Here is a 15,242-nt window from a genome sequence, read left to right as displayed (position 1 = left end):
GCCGATTTCGATGACCCCCGCGCCCGACGGCACGCCGATAGCCAATTATTCGTGGCTCGCCGCCCCCAACGTGCCCTCGCCTGTCGCCGGCGCGGGCGCGGGCGCTCCCAGTATCTACCTGCTGCACGGGCTTAGCGAGCACGCCGGGCGCTATGACCGGCTGGCGCGCTGGCTGACGGCCCGCGGCTGGACCGTGGGCGCGCACGACCACCGCGGCCACGGCCGCTCGGGCGGACGCCCCGCCACCCTGGGCCACCAGGAAGACCTGATCACCGACGCCGTGGGCCGCCTGCAGGCCTGGACCCGGGCCCGGGGCCGCCCGCCCATCCTGCTGGGCCACAGCCTGGGCGCCCTGGTGGCGGTGCGGATCGCCCAATGCCGCCTGGCCGAGCTGGACGGCCTGGTGCTCAGTTCACCGCCATTTGTTGTCAATGTGCCACTGTGGGTGCGCCGCACCCTGACCTGGATGTCGCTGCACGCGCCGGACCTGCGGGTGCCGCACGGGCTGGCGGCCGCCCGGATCTCGCATGACCAGGCGGTCGTGCGCGCCTACCGGTCCGACCCGCTGGTGCGGCGCCGGATGACGGGACGGCTGGCCCGTTTCGTGGACGAAGGCGGGCGGCAAGCCCTGCGGGAAGCCTCGCTGCTGCCCTGCCGCACGCTGCTGATGGTGGCTGGCGACGATTCCATCGTGGCCGCCGAAGGCAGCCGCCAGTTCGCCCAGCGGGCGCCGGCGGAACTGCTGACCCTGCGCTGGTATGACACGGCCTGGCACGAGATCTTCAACGAAACCGCCCCCATCGCCGACCCGGTCTACGCCGACCTGGACGAGTGGCTGGTCCGCGCGTCCCAGGCATTGTCCCTGTCCCCAGTACTGGTTCCCTCGGCACAGGAGGCCAGCACCCCGTAAAATCCGGCGACAGCCCCCAACGAGAAGAATCCGTGACCGATACCGCCGCCAACCGCCTCTCCCGCCTAGAGGCCAACCGCTCGCTGCTGACCCAGACCCTGCGGGGCATCGAGAAAGAAGGCCTGCGCGTGGACGAACAGGGCATCCTGTCCCGCACCCCGCACCCCGCCGGACTGGGTTCGGCGCTGGCCAACGAGCACGTCACCACCGATTACTCCGAATCCCTGCTCGAACTCATCACGGGCACGCATACGGACGTGGACGCCCTGCTGGCCGAGCTCACCAACACCCACCGCCACGTCTACAGCGTGCTGGACCATGAACTGATCTGGAACCAGTCCATGCCCGCCACGCTGCCGCCGGAAGCGGACATTCCCATCGCCTGGTACGGCAAGTCCAATACGGGCATGCTCAAGCATGTGTACCGCCGCGGCCTGGCCGAGCGCTACGGCAAGACGATGCAGTGCATCGCCGGCGTACATTACAACTTCTCGCTGTCCGAGGACCTGTGGTCCGTCCTGGACACGCAGCCCGGTTCGGCGCAAGACCGCCGCTCGCGCGGCTACATCAGCCTGATCCGCAACTTCACGCGCTATTCCTGGCTGCTGATGTACCTGTTTGGCGCAGCCCCGGCGCTGGCCAGCGACTTCCTGCGCGGCCACGACCACGCGCTGGAAAAGCTGGGCGGCCACACCCTGTACCTGCCCTACGCCACCAGCCTGCGCATGAGCGACCTGGGCTATCAGAACAAGGCGCAGTCGCAGCTCAAGCTTTGCTACAACGATCTGGACACCTTCCTCGGCCGCCTGTACGACGCCGTGACGCAACCCTGGCCCGACTACCAGAAGATCGGCACGCATCGCAACGGCGAATGGATCCAGCTCAACACCAACGTGCTGCAGATCGAAAACGAGTACTACTCCAGCATCCGGCCGAAACGCGCCACCGGCCGCTGCGAACGGCCCATCACGGCGCTGGCCGAACGCGGCGTGCAGTACGTCGAAGTCCGCTGCCTGGACATCGACCCGGCCTCGCCCGTGGGCATCGACGCCGCCACCTCCCGCTTCGTGGACGCCTTCCTGTTGTTCTGCACGGCGTCCGACAGCCCCTTCTTCCCGGCCAATGGCTACTGTCAGCGCAGCGCCGACAACTTCTCGGTGGTCGTCAAGGAAGGCCGCAAGCCGGGCCTGATGCTCGACCGCGAAGGGCAGGCCGTGAGCCTGGCGCAATGGGGCCGCGAACTGCTCGACCAGATCGCGCCCTACGCCGCGCTGTTCGACTCCGCGCTGGGCGGCAGCGCCTACGCCGAGGCATTGGCGGCGCAGCGCGCCAAGCTTGAGCAGCCGGACTCCACGCCGTCGGCGCGCCTGTTGGCGTCGCTGAAAGACAGCGGCCTCTCGTTCCACGACTACTCGTTGGACCTGAGCCGCAAGCATGCGGACGCGCTGCGCGCGCAACCCCTGCCGTCGGATCTGGCCGCCGCCTATCGCGAGGCCGCCGCGCAGTCCGCCGCCGAGCAACTGCGCCTGGAGCAGTCGGACACCGAAGACTTCGCCACCTACGTGGCGCGCTACCACGCCGCGCTGAAGGCGCCGCGCAAATAAGGCGTATCGTTAAGGTTTGGTCCGCGTGGCCCGGCAACGGGGCCGCGCGGACCGCAGCAGTCACAAAGGAGATTTTCCATGCGCCGCACCGCAACAATCCTGCTGGCCCTGGCCGCCAGCATGGCGGGAATCGCCCATGCCGCGCCGCCGCCCATGCAAACCGTGCCCTCGGTGGACCTGAAGCGCTATGCCGGCATGTGGTACGAAATCGCGAATTTCCCGATGTTCTTCCAACGCAATTGCGTGGGCGACACCACGGCGGAATACACCGCGCATCCTGACGGCACGATCGGCGTGAACAACCGCTGCCGCACCAAGGACGGGGATATCGATTCGGCGTCGGGCACCGCCACGGTGGTCGAGGGCAGCAACAACGCCAAGCTGGAAGTCTCGTTCGCCAAGCCGTTCAAGGGCGATTACTGGGTGATCGGACTGGATCCGGAATACCGCTGGTCCGTCGTCGGCACGCCCGACCGCAAGTATCTGTGGATTCTCTCGCGTTCGCCGCAACTGCCCAAGGAAGAGCTGGACAAGGCGCTGGCCGCCGCCACGGCGCAGGGCTATCAGCTCGACGAGCTGCGCTACACCCCGCAAAAGTAGGTCGGCGCCGGCTCTTGCGGCGCACTGCCCCCGTCAGCCCGCGTAATCGCGGGCCAGGCGAACCACCGTCACGCCAGGCTTGAGCTGCCGCAGCGACGGCATGATCAGCGTGCAGTGGTCGTACGGCGTCACAATGGGCTGCTCGTCGGCCCAGCCGATCAGCGAGCCGGCCTTTTCAAAGGTTTCCAGGCCCGTCCAGCCGCCGGCGAAACGCACGTTCATGGACGGCGCCACTACGGCATCCGTCACTTCCAGCACCCGCTGCCCGGCGGGATCGGGCAACAGCCACCCGTCGGGCAGGTCCGCCGTATCCACCACCCCCGACTCCACGAGCATCCGCGCCACCATGTCGCGCGCCACCTCGCGCGACGACAGGTCGCCATGGAATCCGCATTCGATCAGCAGGGCGCAGGCGTCTTCCCGGGCCGGATCGCCGAAGTGTTCGAAATCGCGCATGCGCACGCCGTCCTTGTGGCCGGCGTCGACGATGACATGCTGCGGCGCCTTCAGGCGACGCGCCAGCGCGATATTGCGCGGCAGGACGCCCGTCAACAGCAGGGGCGCGCCGGGCTCGTGCATCGAATGCAGGTCCAGCAGCCAGTCCGCGCGCCGCACCCAGGGCCGCAGCGCCGCGCCGCGCTGCCGGTCCGGCGTCGTCGGATTGTCGAGGCGCTCGGCGCTCCAGACGCGGTTCATGTCTTCCTGCACGAAACGCGAGGCGTCGTGGCTGGCATGGTCGAAGCGGTCGAACGCATCCAGATTGCAGAAGGCCAGCACCAGGCTGCCGCGACGCGGGCGCACGCCCGCGGCCAGCAGATCCTTCAACGCCCATGCGCCGCAGAGTTCGTTGCCGTGCACCAGCGCGGACACCATGAGCGTCCGTCCCGGGACGCCCGAGTCAAAATGCCACACGCCCGGCGTGCCGGTGTTGCCGGCGCGCTCGGCGCTCAGGTCGGGGACGGAGAGCTTGAATTCCATGGTGTCAGTCGCTTGATGCCTGGTCGTTCGTTGTCGTGATCGGCTGCGGGCCGCTTATTGCGGCCCGCTTCTTGCAGCCCATTTACTGCAGCCGGTTTACTGCAGCCGGTTTACTGCGCTTCGATCTTGGCGGCCTTGACCAGCGCCGCGTATTTCTTGGTCTCTTCGGCTTGATAGGCCACGGGATCGATACCCGGCTTGGCGACTTCGCCGCCGGCTTCCTGCATCTTGGCGCGGAATTGCTCGGACTGCAGCGTCTGGTCCAGCACGCCGCGCAGCTTTGCCACGACCGGCTCGGGCAGGCCCGCCGGGCCGTAAAGCGCGAACCACAGATTGATGTCCACGGACTCGAAGCCCGGCGTCGCCGCCAACGGCGCGATCTCGGGCGCGGCCGGCGAACGCTTGTTCTCGGTCAGGCCCAGCGCCACGATGTTGCCGCTGCGCACTTGCGGCAGGCCCGAAGACAGCACAAGCATGCCGTAATCGAGCTGGCCGCTCATCAGGTCCGTGACCAGCGGCGACACGCCGCGGTAAGGCACGTGCTCGGCGCGCGTGCCGGTTGCCTGGTTGATCATTTCGCCGGCCAGGTGCAGCGTGGTGCCCACGCCGGACGAGCCATAGTTGAACGTGCCGGGCTCGGCGCCCTTGAGCTTCTGCAGATAGTCGGCGGCGGTCTTCACGCCCGAATTCTTGCTGGCGGCCAGCAGCATCGGCTGCGACGCCACGATGCCCAGCGCCGTGAAATCCTTGGCGCTGTCGTACTTCACCGCGGTGTTGATCATGCGGGCGATCACCATTTCATTGGTGGAACCCAGAAAGATCGTGTAGCCGTCGGGCGCGGCGCGCGCCACGCGTTGGGCGCCGATCGTGCCGCCCGCGCCGCCCACGTTTTCGACCACGACGGTCTGGCCCAGGCGCTTGCCCAGTTCTTCGCCCAGCAGGCGGGCGGTCAGGTCCAGGCTGCCGCCGGCGGGGTAGCCGACGATCAGCGAGATGCTGCGGGCGGGATAATCGGCCGCGCTGGCAACGGGTGCGGCGGCAAGGGCAGAGGCGGCGCCAAGCGCGACTAGCGCTGCGCGCAACGGGGGCAGGATGGACTTCATGAATTTCTCCCTGGGGTGCTGTGATGGACGGCGTAGCCGTCTCGTTTGAGTTTCGGGAGACATTTTCGGACGTGGCTTAATCGAAAGCCGTGCCGAAACGGCACATCTTTGTGCTTATCGAGCTTTTTGCCCGGAATCAGGCCTTGCGGTTGGCGGTGGCTTCCCAGGCGGCCTCCGCCAGATCCGTCAGCCGGGCGCGCGGCCGGTACAAGCGGACCTCGAAGGCGATCTCTTCGCTGCGCCCGCCCAGCGCAACCAGCACCCCGCGGCGGCAGTCCGCGGCAACCATGGACCAGGGCAGCCACGCCACGCCCACGCCCTTGGCGACGGCGCCATGCGCCGCGTCCAGGGAATCGCTGCGCACGAAGGGCGTCAGGGCATAGGGCGTGGCCTCGAGCCGGTCGCCCACGATGCGTTCCATCGCCAGCCCGCCCGTGTAGGTGATCAGCGGCACGGCCGCTCCGCCCTCTTGCAGCAGATAGCGCGGCCGCCCGCGGGCGTCCACCTGGCTGACCGGCACCAGCTTGTCGGTCGCCAAGGTCATATAGCGGTAGCGGGCGGGGCTCAAGGGCACGGACAGGGCCGGATGCTCGTAACAGCACAGCAGATCCACCTTGCCCTGCTCCAGCCGGATCACCAGGTCCTGCGCCTTGCCGGTGGATAGTTCGACCTGCGTGCCCTCCGTCAGCACCTTGGGCGTCCGGTGCCGCAGCCGCGCAATCCAGTCCGCCACCAGCGTGCGCGCCAGGCTGCGGCCCGTGGCGATGCGCAGCACCGCTTCGCCGCCGGCGCCCGAGCTCCGGATACGGTGACGAACCAGTCCCATCTGCTCGATCACCTGCGTCGCGGTCTTCAGCAGCGCTTCGCCTTCGGGTGTCAGCGTCACCGGCAGACGCTGGCGCTCCACCAGCGGCGCGCCCGCCCAGGCTTCCAGCGCGCGGATGCGGCGCCCGAACGCGGGATGCGTCACATGGCGCAATTCCGCGGCGCGCACGAAGCTGCCGGTCTGCGCCAGCGCAATCAGGTCTTCAAGAAGTTTCAGGTCCGCCATGGATGACAAGCTTACGGCATCGCCCGCCGTTCACCCCGCCGCCAGACCCATCATCGCCAGGGTGGCGCGCGTCAGATCGCTGTCCGGGTCTTCGAGTTCATTGACCAGATCGAAGTGGTTGCAATGCGGCGTGGGGATGCGCGTGGACGCCAGGCCCGCCGCATTCCAGGCCGCCTCGAAGGCAGCGGTCTGATTCTTGAAGCCCTGGGTCTCCCGGCCGCCCACGGCCAGAAGCATCGGACCCGCCTGTTCCGGCAGGTTGAAGATCGGGCTTTGATGGGCCGCCTGCGCCGGCGTCAGTTGCAGCCACGTGTTCGGCAGGATATCGCACAGCGGCCGCAGGTCGAACAGCCCGCTCAGCGCCAGCGTGCCCTTGACGATGTCGGCTGGCACGCCATAGCGGGCGGGCCAGCCCGGCGCGGCCAGCATGGCGGCCAGATGGCCGCCCGCCGAACTGCCTCCCACATACAGCCGGTCCGGGTCTACCCCATAGGCCGCCGCGTTCCGGTACAGCCAGGCCAGGGCGGAACGCACTTCGCGCACCACTTCACCCAGCGTGGCCTCGGGCACCAGCGTGTATTCCAGTGCGGCCACGGCGGCGCCCGCGGCGTTGAATGCCTCGGCCATGACCGGAGCGTCTTCCTTGGTTTGCGCGCGCCAGTACCCGCCATGGATGAACACGAACAGCGGGGCCGGCGCGCGCGAGGCGGCCGGCAGGAACAAGTCCAGCCTTTCGTCCTGGCCCATGCCATAGCGCAGGTCCAGCAGGCCAGGACGGCGGGTCTTCACCCGGGCCGACGACTCCGCATAGCGCCGCACGCAGGCGTCGAAGTCCTCGACCGACTCGCGCGCGTTGTATTGCACCTCGCGCTCGGCGATGGTCGGAAAGAAAAGGTCGATGCCAGTGTCATGCATGCCGGGCCTGCGAGTCGGGTTGCGAAATGATGCGTTCGATGAACTGGGCGGTCTTGCGGTAATGCGCGGCCAGCATGGCGACCGAGCCGTCGACGTCGCGCGAGATCGCGGCGTCCAGTAGCTGGCGGTGCTCGTCGTCGACATCGCGCTCCGGTCCATAGGCCGTGGCGCCCGCGCGCGCGGGGCGGCGATAGCGTTCGGTTTGCGCATAGAGCTGCGTGGACAGGTCCAGCAGCCAGCGTGACCGGCACGCGCCGATCAGCGCATGGTGAAAATCCAGGTGGCGCGCCTCCAGCAGTTCTTCCAGGTCCTCGGCGGGCGGAGACGCCTTGCCCGCCCGCTGCACGGCCAGCGTCAGCGCGTGGTAGGCCCCCACCAGCCGCGCCTCCCAGGCGTCGTCGGCATGGGCCAGCGAACGGCGCAGCGCGTCGCAGTCGATCAGGATGCGGGTCTCGCAGGCGTCCCACATTTCTTCCACTGACAAGGGCGCGATGCTGAAGCCGCGCGAGGTGGTGTTGATCACCATGCGCTCGCTGCGCAGGCGGTTGAGCGCCTCGCGGATGGGAGAAAAGCTGCTGCCATAGCGCTGCCTGAGCACTTCCAGCCGCAGGGACTGGCCCGGCGCGAAGGCGCCGCTCATGATGTCGCGCCGAAGCAGGCGGTAGACCTGCTCGGACAGCGTGATTTCTTCTATTTCCGCATTCCCGCCCGATCCGGAATCGTCCTGGCGGGAAGCTTTGATTCTTGGCTTCAACATGCTCTCCAGATGTCGGCGGCTGCCCGCCGGCCCGCGCACAGGCGGCTCATTCTACCCGCGCGTGCGGGGCGTCCCGCGCTTGCTTCATATGCCAAGGTAGCGCTGCGCCAGTTCGGGTTGGGAGGACAATTCGGCGGGCCTGCCCGACCAGGCCACGCGCCCCTTGTCCACAATGTAGTGGCGGTCGACCAGCGTCGCCATCTCGGGCAGATTCTTGTCGATCACCAGAATGGTCTGGCCTTCGCCTTTCAAGGCGCGCAGGCAGCGCCATATTTCCAGGCGGATCAACGGCGCCAGGCCTTCGGTGGCCTCGTCCAGGATCAGCAGCTTGGGATTCGTCATGAGCGCGCGGCCCACCACCAGCATCTGCTGTTCGCCGCCCGACAAGGTGCGGGACGACTGCGTCCGGCGCTCTTTCAAGCGCGGAAACAACGCATACACACGGTCCAGATTCCATCCGCCCTGCGCGGCGCGCGATGTGGCCACCAGGTTTTCCTGCACCGTCAGCGAGCCAAACACGCGCCGCCCTTCCGGCACCAGCCCCACGCCCAGGCGCGCCACGGTGCTGGGCGCGGAGCGCGCCAGCGACTGGCCGCGGAACGCCACCGCGCCGCCGGTGGCGGGCAGCATGCCCATCAGCGTCTTGATGGTAGTGGTCTTGCCCATGCCGTTGCGCCCGATCAAGGAGATCACTTCGCCTTCGCTGGCCTCGAACGACATGCCGAACAGCACCTTGCTGGATCCGTAACCGCCGGTCAGCCCGTCAACCTTCAACATGCTCTTCTCCCAGGTAGGCCGCGCGCACCTCCGGATGACGGCGCACCTCGTCGGGCGCGCCGCTGAACACCACGCGCCCGTAGACCAGCACGCTGATGCGGTCGGCCAGCGCGAAAACGGCATCCATATCGTGCTCGACCAGCAAGATGCCGTAGTCGCCCTTCATGCCTTGCAGCAGCCGCGTCATGCGCGCCGATTCCTCGGGGCCCATCCCGGCCATGGGTTCGTCCAGCAGCAACAGGCGCGGTGAACGCGCCAGCGCCACCGCCAGCTCCAGTTGCCGCTTCTCGCCGTGGGCCAGGTCCGCCGACCGCACGTGGCGGCGGTCTTCCAGCCCCACGTGCGTCAGCCATTGCATGGCCTCGGCCTTCAGGCCCGCGTCGTGGCGCGGATTGGACCAGGCCTGGAAGGCGCGGCCGCCTTTCAGCATGCGCGACAGGATCACGTTTTCAAGCGCGGTGTATTCATGGCAGAGCTCGGTAATCTGAAACGACCGGCCCAGCCCCAGCCGCGCCCGCTCGAAGGCGCGCAGCGGGGTCACATCCTGGCCGTCCAGATGGATGGTGCCCGAGTCCGGCCGGATCTCGCCGCAGATCTGCGCGATCAAGGTGGACTTGCCCGCGCCATTGGGGCCGATGATGGCGTGGATTTCACCGGCGCGCACATCCAGATCCACGCCATTGGTGGCCACCACGGCGTCGAACGCTTTGCGCAACTGCGTCAGGCGCAACAGGCTGTGGGGAGCATCAGTCCGCATGGCGCGTCTCCAGCAGCTTGCCGAACAGGCCCTTCTGCCCCCACAGCACCACCAGCACCAGGATGGGCCCCATGTACAGCAGCCAGTGCTCGGTCAGCGAGGACAGCATTTGCTCCAGTCCCAGGAACACCGCCGCGCCCGCGATCGGACCCAGCAAGGTGCCCACCCCGCCCAGGATCACAATGGCCATCAGTTCGCCGGACTTGGTCCAGGCCGCCATGTCGGGCGTGACCAGCCCCGCATAATTGGCCCACAGCACGCCGGCCAAACCCGTGCCCACCGCCGACAGCACAAAGGCGCTCAGCCGGTATGGCGTGGGCGCCACGCCCAGATTCACCGCGCGTCGCTCGCTCTGGCGCAGCGCCTGCAGCACCATGCCGAAACGCGAATTGGTGACGCGGATGCACAGCAGCGTCCAGGCCGTCAGCAGCGCCAGGCAGACGTAGTAGAAGACCATCGGGCTTTCCAGGTTGATGCCCGGCAGCACATTGCGTTGCGGGATCATCAGTCCGTCGTCCCCGCCGTAGAACTGCAGGGACACCAGGATGAAGTACACCATCTGTCCGAACGCCAGCGTGATCATGATGAACTGCACGCCGCGCGTGCGCAGCGCCAGATAGCCGAATACCCACCCGGCCAGCGCGCACACGACCAGCGCGATCGGCCACACCACCAGGGCCGCGTTGCTGCCGTCCCAGCCGAAGATGGGGCCGGCCTCGGCGGTATGGAAGGCGATGATGCCGACCGCATAGCCGCCCAGCCCGAAGAACATGGCATGGCCGAAGCTGACCATGGCGCCGTAGCCGATCACCAGGTCCAGGCTGACCGCGGCCAGTCCGTAGATCAGAAAGCGCGTCACCACGCCGATCAGGAAGGGCGAGCCCGAGGCCAGCGCCGCGGCCGGCAGCAGGATCAGCACCGTCAACCCGGCCAGGCCCCAGCGGGCGCGATTCGTAAGTGTCTTTGGCATCATCATCCTCGCGCCGGAAACAGTCCGCCCGGCCTGGCGATCAGCACGATCGCCATCAACACATAGATACTGGCCGAGGCCATGCCCGCGGCCAGCGGGTCCGCGGTGGCCGGCGAGAACATCGTGGACAGCAGTTGCGGCAGGAACGCGCGTCCCATGCTGTCCACCATGCCCACCAGCAGGGCGCCCGCCAGCGCGCCGCGCACCGATCCCACACCGCCGATCACGATGACCACGAAGGTCGTGATCAGGATGCGTTCTCCCATGCCGATCTCGACGGCCAACAGCGGCGCGGCCATCACGCCGGCCAGTCCGCACAGCAAGGCGCCCAGGCCGAACACCAGCGTATAGAGCTTCTTGATGTCCACGCCCAGCGCGTCCACCATCTCGCGGTCGTCGGCGCCCGCGCGGATCAGCATGCCGATGCGGGTGCGGTTGACGAGCCACCACAGGCCCACCGCCACCAGCGCGCCAATGGCGATGAACGACAGGCGGATCAGCGGATACTGAAAGCCCGGCGCCAGGGTCACCGCCCCTTCCAGAAAGGAAGGGATGTTCACCAGCGGCGGACGCCGCCCGAAGATCAGGCTGACCGCCTCGTTCGAAAACAGCAGCAGCCCGAAGGTGGCCAGCACCTGGTACAGGTGATCGCGCTTGTACAGCCTGCGGATCACCAGCACTTCCACCGACACACCGTACAGTCCCGCGCCCAGCAGCGCCGCCAGCACACCAGCCAGGAACGATCCCGTGGTGCCGATGGCGTAGGCCGCGCAGTAGGCGCCCACCATGTAGAACGACCCATGGGTCAGGTTCACGACGCCCATGATCCCGAAGATCAGCGTCAGCCCGGCCGCCAGCAGGAAGAGCATGGCGCCGAACTGCAGCCCGTTGAGCAACTGTTCGAACAGGAGCGTCATGACGGCATCTTGCAGAATTGCGCGTAGGCGTCCTTGTCGTCGGACACCAGCTTGCGGACCAGACGCGGCGACAGGCTTCCGTCGCTGCCCTTTTCGATGCGCATCAGGTAGAGGTCCTGGATGGGATGCTGGTTGGTGTTCATGACGAACTTGCCGCGCAGGGACGTGAATTCCGGGCTGCGCAAGGCGGCGCGGAATTCCGTGGCCTTGGACAGGTCGCCGCCGGTCGCTTTCAACCCCACGCCGATCAACTGGGCGGTGTCATACGCCTGCATCGCGTAGTCCGTGGGCACGCGGCCATAGGCGTCCTTGAAGGCCTGCACGAAGGCCTTGGACTGCGGATTGTCGAAATCCTGCGACCAGATCCCTGTGGTGTACGAGCCCGCCGACGCTTCGCCCGTTGCCTGGATCATGCGCGCATCCATCGAGAAGCTGGGCATCAGCATCGGGATGGTCTTGTTCAGGCCCGCGGCCGCGTACTGCTTGACGAAGTTGATGCCGGTGCCGCCCGGATGGAACTGGTAGATGGCTTCGGGCGCCAGCGACCGCAGGCGCGCCAGCTCCACCGAAAAGTCGGACTGGTCCAGCTTGGTGTAGATCTCGGCGACGACCTCGCCCTTGTAGGTGCGCTTGAAGCCTTCGATCGCGTCCCGGCCGGCCTGGTAGTTCGGCGCCAGCAGCACCACGCGCTTATAGCCGAGCTCGTTGGCGGCCACGCCGCCGGCCGTGTGGAAGGCATCGTTCTGGTACGACGCCACGAAGTAGTTCGGGTCGCACTTTTCACCCGCGAAGTTCGACGGGCCGGGGTTCAGGCTGACATAGAAGGCGCCCGACTTCACCACGCTGGGCACGACCGCCGCCAGCACGTTCGAGAAGTTCACGCCGGTAAAGAGCTTCACGCCCGATTGCAGCAGGCGGTCGGCCGCCTGCTTGGCATTGGCGGGCTTGAGTCCATCGTCTTCATTGACCAATTGCACGGGCACGCCGCCCAGCTTGCCGCCGCCCTGCTTGACGGCCAGGTTGAAGCCGTCGCGTTCGTCTTCGCCGATGTAGCCCGCCGGCGTGGACAAGGTGGCGATGAAGCCGATCCTGACCGGCTCCGGGGCTGCCATCGCCACATTCGCGGCCCCCATCGAGACGGCGGCGGCCAGCATGGCGGTCATGCCGCCGAATACGTGCTTGTTGATCATGTTTTCCCCCTGAGGACTGGATTGCCCGCCTTGCGGCGGTGCGGGTTCTAGACGGCCACCACCGGATGGCGCAGCGTGCCGATGCCTTCCACGCAGGCCACCACCACATCTCCCGGCCATAGCCATTCCTGGGGCTTGCGGCCCGCGCCCACGCCCTCCGGCGTGCCGGTCGCGATGATGTCGCCCGGCTCAAGCGTGATGCCGGCGCTGATGTCCGAGATCAGGAAAGGCACCTTGAACAGCATGTGGCGGGTGTTGGAACCCTGCTTCTTTTCGCCGTTGACCGTCAGCCACAGATCCAGCACCTGCGGATCGGGGATCTCGTCGGCGGTGACGATGCAGGGGCCGAACGGCGCATAGGTGTCCTGGCCCTTGGAGTAGATCCACTGGCCGGCCCGGCGGCAGTCGCGGGCGCTCATGTCCAGCATCACGCTATAGCCGAACACGTAGGACAGCGCGTCCGCCTCGGCCACGCGTGTCGCACGCCGGCCCATGATGACGGCCAGTTCCACTTCCCAGTCCAGTTGCTGCGTGATCTTGGCGTTGTGCTCGATGGCGTCGCCCGGACCGATGACGGTGGTAGGCGGCTTGGAAAATATCACCGGCTGCTTGGGCAGGTCGGCCGAGGTGTCCAGCGTGCGGCTGGACTCCGCCACGTGTTCAACGTAGTTCAGGCCGATGCCGAAAATGTTCTTGCGGGGCCGTGGAATGGGCGCCAGCAGTTTCACGTTTTCCTGGGGCAAGGCCGTGCCCACGGGCCAGGCGCCGCGGAACGACTCCAGCAGCCGGCTGGCTTGCGCCACGGCAACCGGCCCCAGGTCGATGAAGGCGAGCATGTCGTCGGGCAGGTCGACGCCGCCGGCGCGGCCCAGCAGGGCCAGGTCCACCACATAGCCTTCGGCCAGCGCGCCAAGCCGGGCGGCGGCGGCGGGATGAGCGCGAAAAGTCACCAAGCGCATAGGTACTCCATAGATTCAGGACGAGTTGAGCCGGGCGCGCGGGCCAGGCCCGCGCGGCGGATAAAGATTCGATGAGGGGCCGGGCGACGCTAGATCAGCACTTGATGGCCGTCGTTTTCCTTGACCGCTTCTTCGCGGTAGAGCGCCAGCGACCGCAGCACGGGCAGGTCGTTGAAGCAGAACAGGCAGGCATCGTCGTTGGAAGACAGGTTGGCGTGTTCGTGGATGGCCCAGGACGGCACACAGAAGATGTCGCGTTCCGTCCAGTCGTAGCGCTTGCCGTCGATGATGGAAAAGCCGCTGCCCTTGGCCACCTGATAGATGAAGCTGCCGGTGTGGCGATGGGCCTTGGTGTGTTCGCCGGGCCGCAGCATCTGCATGCTGGCGCCGATGGTCGGCATGACCGGGCCACCCGTGGCCGGGTTCACGTAATTCAGCAGGATGCCGTCATAGGGACTGCCGTCGGTGGTGCGCGCGTAGCGGCGCAGCGCCTCGTACGTGGGTTCCCATTCGTACTTGAATAGCGGGGAATAGGGCTTGGCCCACCCCGACACCTGGGGCCGCAGGGCCACGCCGCCCCATGCCGCGCTGGTGTCGTCCACCGGATGGGTGACCGTCTGGTTCAGGTCGGGATGCACGGCGTAAAAGCCCGCTTCCAGCGCGTTGACCAGCGGGATGTCCAGGCCGTCCTGCCAGATGCAGGTGGTGCCGTCTTCGGCAACGCCGTGCTCGTGCCAGGTGCCGTTGGGCGTCAGCACGAAATCGTTCGCGCCCAGGGTCATCTTGTGGCCGTCCACCACGGTGTACGCGCCGCGCCCTTCCATGATGAAGCGCAGCGCCGAATGCGAATGCTTGTGGGCGGACGCGAGCTCACCGGGCTGCATCACCTGCAATCCGGAATACAGCCAGCCCACGGCGGCGGCCACGTCGCGGCGGCCGGGATTGTTGAGATAGATGACGCGCCGCCCCGCTTCTTCGGGAGACACCAGTTCGGCCGACCGCAGGACATGGCCGCGCAATTCCTGGTAGCGCCACACCACCGGCACCGACGCGGAACGCGGCGCCCAGGGCTCGATCTTGTTCGCCACCGTCCACAGCGCGCCCGTCTCCAGGCGAGCCAGCTCCTGGTAATAGGCGATGCGCTCGGGCGAATCAGCCACATTGGCGCGGCCTGCGGTGTCCTCGCGGTAGGTGTCGTACCGGTTCGCTTCCATCTGATTCCTTTTTTATAAAAATCATTGGATTTTCGAAAATCATAGTGGCGAGGCCCGGATCGGGCAATGATTGCGCACTAGGGGTTTTCCTTGAGAACCGGCAAGCGGGTCGGATTTATTGGCGCACCGTCAAAAAATACTGTACAAAAACACAGTGCGACGTGATACATTTCGCTCGCCCGAAAAACTGTCGTCCAGGGGAGAATCCTGTGTCAGAAGCTGCTCATCTCGTCCAGTACATCGTCGTTCCCTATCGCGCCGCCGCCAATGGCGTCGCCCCCGGGGAAATCCGTCCGGCCAGCAGCGAATTCGGAGCCATCCGGATCGCGAATTCGATGGCATCCAAATTCGCGGGCGTCGCCGCGTATGAAGTGCTGATCGATAAAGAAACCGGCGACATGGAATCGCCCCGCATCCTCGCGCAGATCGGCACCGTGCCCTCGCTGGACGACTAGCTCCCGGCCTGGCGCGGGCGGCGTAAAGCCGCCAGGCACGCGCCACCGGGCGCCGGACCCTGGCCTGCCCGCAGGGGAGCCAGGT

At 67.1% G+C, this 15,242-nt stretch carries 16 protein-coding genes; 4 read left to right on the top strand and 12 right to left on the bottom strand.

Going from position 1 to position 15,242, the window contains the following annotated elements; genetic code table 11:
* Window positions 1–10: 10 nt before the first annotated feature.
* The 3 genes from ASE30_RS05670 (at window position 11) to ASE30_RS05660 (ending at window position 3,114) form a co-directional block, all read left to right on the top strand.
* A complete protein-coding gene (locus tag ASE30_RS05670; RefSeq protein ID WP_057283327.1) occupies window positions 11–910 on the top strand; it encodes an alpha/beta hydrolase in 900 nt (299 codons plus the stop codon).
* Window positions 911–942: 32 nt separating this feature from the next.
* Window positions 943–2,514: a glutamate--cysteine ligase gene (gshA, locus tag ASE30_RS05665; RefSeq protein WP_057283326.1), complete on the top strand. Its 1,572-nt coding sequence runs from the start codon at window positions 943–945 to the stop codon at window positions 2,512–2,514.
* 78 nt (window positions 2,515–2,592) lie between these two features.
* On the top strand, window positions 2,593–3,114 hold the full coding sequence (locus ASE30_RS05660) for a lipocalin family protein (protein ID WP_057283325.1): 522 nt from the start codon (window positions 2,593–2,595) through the stop codon (window positions 3,112–3,114).
* A gap of 33 nt (window positions 3,115–3,147) precedes the next feature.
* On the opposite strand, the gene ASE30_RS05655 is transcribed toward ASE30_RS05660, so the two are convergent.
* The 12 genes from ASE30_RS05655 to ASE30_RS05600 form a co-directional block, all read right to left on the bottom strand.
* The gene (locus tag ASE30_RS05655; RefSeq protein ID WP_057283324.1) at window positions 3,148–4,092 is read right to left on the bottom strand and encodes a succinylglutamate desuccinylase/aspartoacylase family protein; all 945 of its coding nucleotides are present in this window, start codon (window positions 4,090–4,092) and stop codon (window positions 3,148–3,150) included.
* 110 nt (window positions 4,093–4,202) lie between these two features.
* Window positions 4,203–5,195 (bottom strand): tripartite tricarboxylate transporter substrate binding protein, encoded by a 993-nt coding sequence (locus ASE30_RS05650; protein ID WP_057283323.1) that lies wholly within the window; start codon window positions 5,193–5,195, stop codon window positions 4,203–4,205.
* 136 nt (window positions 5,196–5,331) lie between these two features.
* A complete protein-coding gene (locus tag ASE30_RS05645) occupies window positions 5,332–6,246 on the bottom strand; it encodes a LysR family transcriptional regulator (RefSeq protein ID WP_057283322.1) in 915 nt (304 codons plus the stop codon).
* Window positions 6,247–6,276: 30 nt separating this feature from the next.
* Window positions 6,277–7,161, bottom strand: a complete 885-nt coding sequence (locus tag ASE30_RS05640; protein ID WP_057283321.1) for an alpha/beta hydrolase — start codon at window positions 7,159–7,161, stop codon at window positions 6,277–6,279.
* On the bottom strand, window positions 7,154–7,915 hold the full coding sequence (locus tag ASE30_RS05635; RefSeq protein WP_057283429.1) for a GntR family transcriptional regulator: 762 nt from the start codon (window positions 7,913–7,915) through the stop codon (window positions 7,154–7,156). Before ASE30_RS05635 ends, ASE30_RS05640 begins: the two co-directional genes overlap by 8 nt.
* An 87-nt stretch (window positions 7,916–8,002) precedes the next feature.
* Window positions 8,003–8,695: an ABC transporter ATP-binding protein gene (locus ASE30_RS05630; RefSeq protein ID WP_057283428.1), complete on the bottom strand. Its 693-nt coding sequence runs from the start codon at window positions 8,693–8,695 to the stop codon at window positions 8,003–8,005.
* Entirely contained in the window at window positions 8,682–9,452 is a 771-nt protein-coding gene (locus ASE30_RS05625) for an ABC transporter ATP-binding protein (RefSeq protein ID WP_057283320.1), read from the bottom strand. Before ASE30_RS05625 ends, ASE30_RS05630 begins: the two co-directional genes overlap by 14 nt.
* Complete coding sequence (locus tag ASE30_RS05620; protein ID WP_057283319.1) at window positions 9,442–10,428, bottom strand: branched-chain amino acid ABC transporter permease; 987 nt, start codon at window positions 10,426–10,428, stop codon at window positions 9,442–9,444. Before ASE30_RS05620 ends, ASE30_RS05625 begins: the two co-directional genes overlap by 11 nt.
* Window positions 10,425–11,339 (bottom strand): branched-chain amino acid ABC transporter permease, encoded by a 915-nt coding sequence (locus tag ASE30_RS05615; protein ID WP_057283318.1) that lies wholly within the window; start codon window positions 11,337–11,339, stop codon window positions 10,425–10,427. The genes ASE30_RS05620 and ASE30_RS05615 overlap by 4 nt, the downstream gene beginning before the upstream one ends.
* Entirely contained in the window at window positions 11,336–12,529 is a 1,194-nt protein-coding gene (locus ASE30_RS05610; protein WP_057283317.1) for an ABC transporter substrate-binding protein, read from the bottom strand. Before ASE30_RS05610 ends, ASE30_RS05615 begins: the two co-directional genes overlap by 4 nt.
* 47 nt (window positions 12,530–12,576) lie before the next feature.
* Window positions 12,577–13,488, bottom strand: a complete 912-nt coding sequence (locus ASE30_RS05605) for a fumarylacetoacetate hydrolase family protein (RefSeq protein WP_057283316.1) — start codon at window positions 13,486–13,488, stop codon at window positions 12,577–12,579.
* Window positions 13,489–13,577: 89 nt separating this feature from the next.
* Entirely contained in the window at window positions 13,578–14,702 is a 1,125-nt protein-coding gene (locus ASE30_RS05600) for a cupin domain-containing protein (protein ID WP_057283315.1), read from the bottom strand.
* A gap of 209 nt (window positions 14,703–14,911) precedes the next feature.
* Here ASE30_RS05600 and ASE30_RS05595 point away from each other — a divergent pair, with 209 nt between their 5' ends.
* Window positions 14,912–15,157, top strand: a complete 246-nt coding sequence (locus ASE30_RS05595) for a hypothetical protein (protein ID WP_057283314.1) — start codon at window positions 14,912–14,914, stop codon at window positions 15,155–15,157.
* The last annotated feature ends 85 nt before the right edge of the window (window positions 15,158–15,242 follow it).

The sequence above is a fragment of the Achromobacter sp. Root83 genome, from assembly GCF_001428845.1.
GTDB lineage: Bacteria > Pseudomonadota > Gammaproteobacteria > Burkholderiales > Burkholderiaceae_B > Achromobacter.
This window is presented reverse-complemented; position numbering and strand designations above follow the sequence as displayed.

What these genes read in the sequence shown, in the direction of transcription:
- ASE30_RS05670 (WP_057283327.1), top strand. Translation starts at nt 11, where the DNA reads ATGACCCCCGCGCCCGACGGCACGCCGATAGCCAATTATTCGTGGCTC.
- ASE30_RS05660 (WP_057283325.1), top strand. Translation starts at nt 2,593, where the DNA reads ATGCGCCGCACCGCAACAATCCTGCTGGCCCTGGCCGCCAGCATGGCG.
- ASE30_RS05655 (WP_057283324.1), bottom strand. Translation starts at nt 4,092, where the DNA reads ATGGAATTCAAGCTCTCCGTCCCCGACCTGAGCGCCGAGCGCGCCGGC.
- ASE30_RS05650 (WP_057283323.1), bottom strand. Translation starts at nt 5,195, where the DNA reads ATGAAGTCCATCCTGCCCCCGTTGCGCGCAGCGCTAGTCGCGCTTGGC.
- ASE30_RS05645 (WP_057283322.1), bottom strand. Translation starts at nt 6,246, where the DNA reads ATGGCGGACCTGAAACTTCTTGAAGACCTGATTGCGCTGGCGCAGACC.
- ASE30_RS05640 (WP_057283321.1), bottom strand. Translation starts at nt 7,161, where the DNA reads ATGCATGACACTGGCATCGACCTTTTCTTTCCGACCATCGCCGAGCGC.
- ASE30_RS05630 (WP_057283428.1), bottom strand. Translation starts at nt 8,695, where the DNA reads ATGTTGAAGGTTGACGGGCTGACCGGCGGTTACGGATCCAGCAAGGTG.
- ASE30_RS05625 (WP_057283320.1), bottom strand. Translation starts at nt 9,452, where the DNA reads ATGCGGACTGATGCTCCCCACAGCCTGTTGCGCCTGACGCAGTTGCGC.
- ASE30_RS05620 (WP_057283319.1), bottom strand. Translation starts at nt 10,428, where the DNA reads ATGATGATGCCAAAGACACTTACGAATCGCGCCCGCTGGGGCCTGGCC.
- ASE30_RS05615 (WP_057283318.1), bottom strand. Translation starts at nt 11,339, where the DNA reads ATGACGCTCCTGTTCGAACAGTTGCTCAACGGGCTGCAGTTCGGCGCC.
- ASE30_RS05610 (WP_057283317.1), bottom strand. Translation starts at nt 12,529, where the DNA reads ATGATCAACAAGCACGTATTCGGCGGCATGACCGCCATGCTGGCCGCC.
- ASE30_RS05605 (WP_057283316.1), bottom strand. Translation starts at nt 13,488, where the DNA reads ATGCGCTTGGTGACTTTTCGCGCTCATCCCGCCGCCGCCGCCCGGCTT.
- ASE30_RS05600 (WP_057283315.1), bottom strand. Translation starts at nt 14,702, where the DNA reads ATGGAAGCGAACCGGTACGACACCTACCGCGAGGACACCGCAGGCCGC.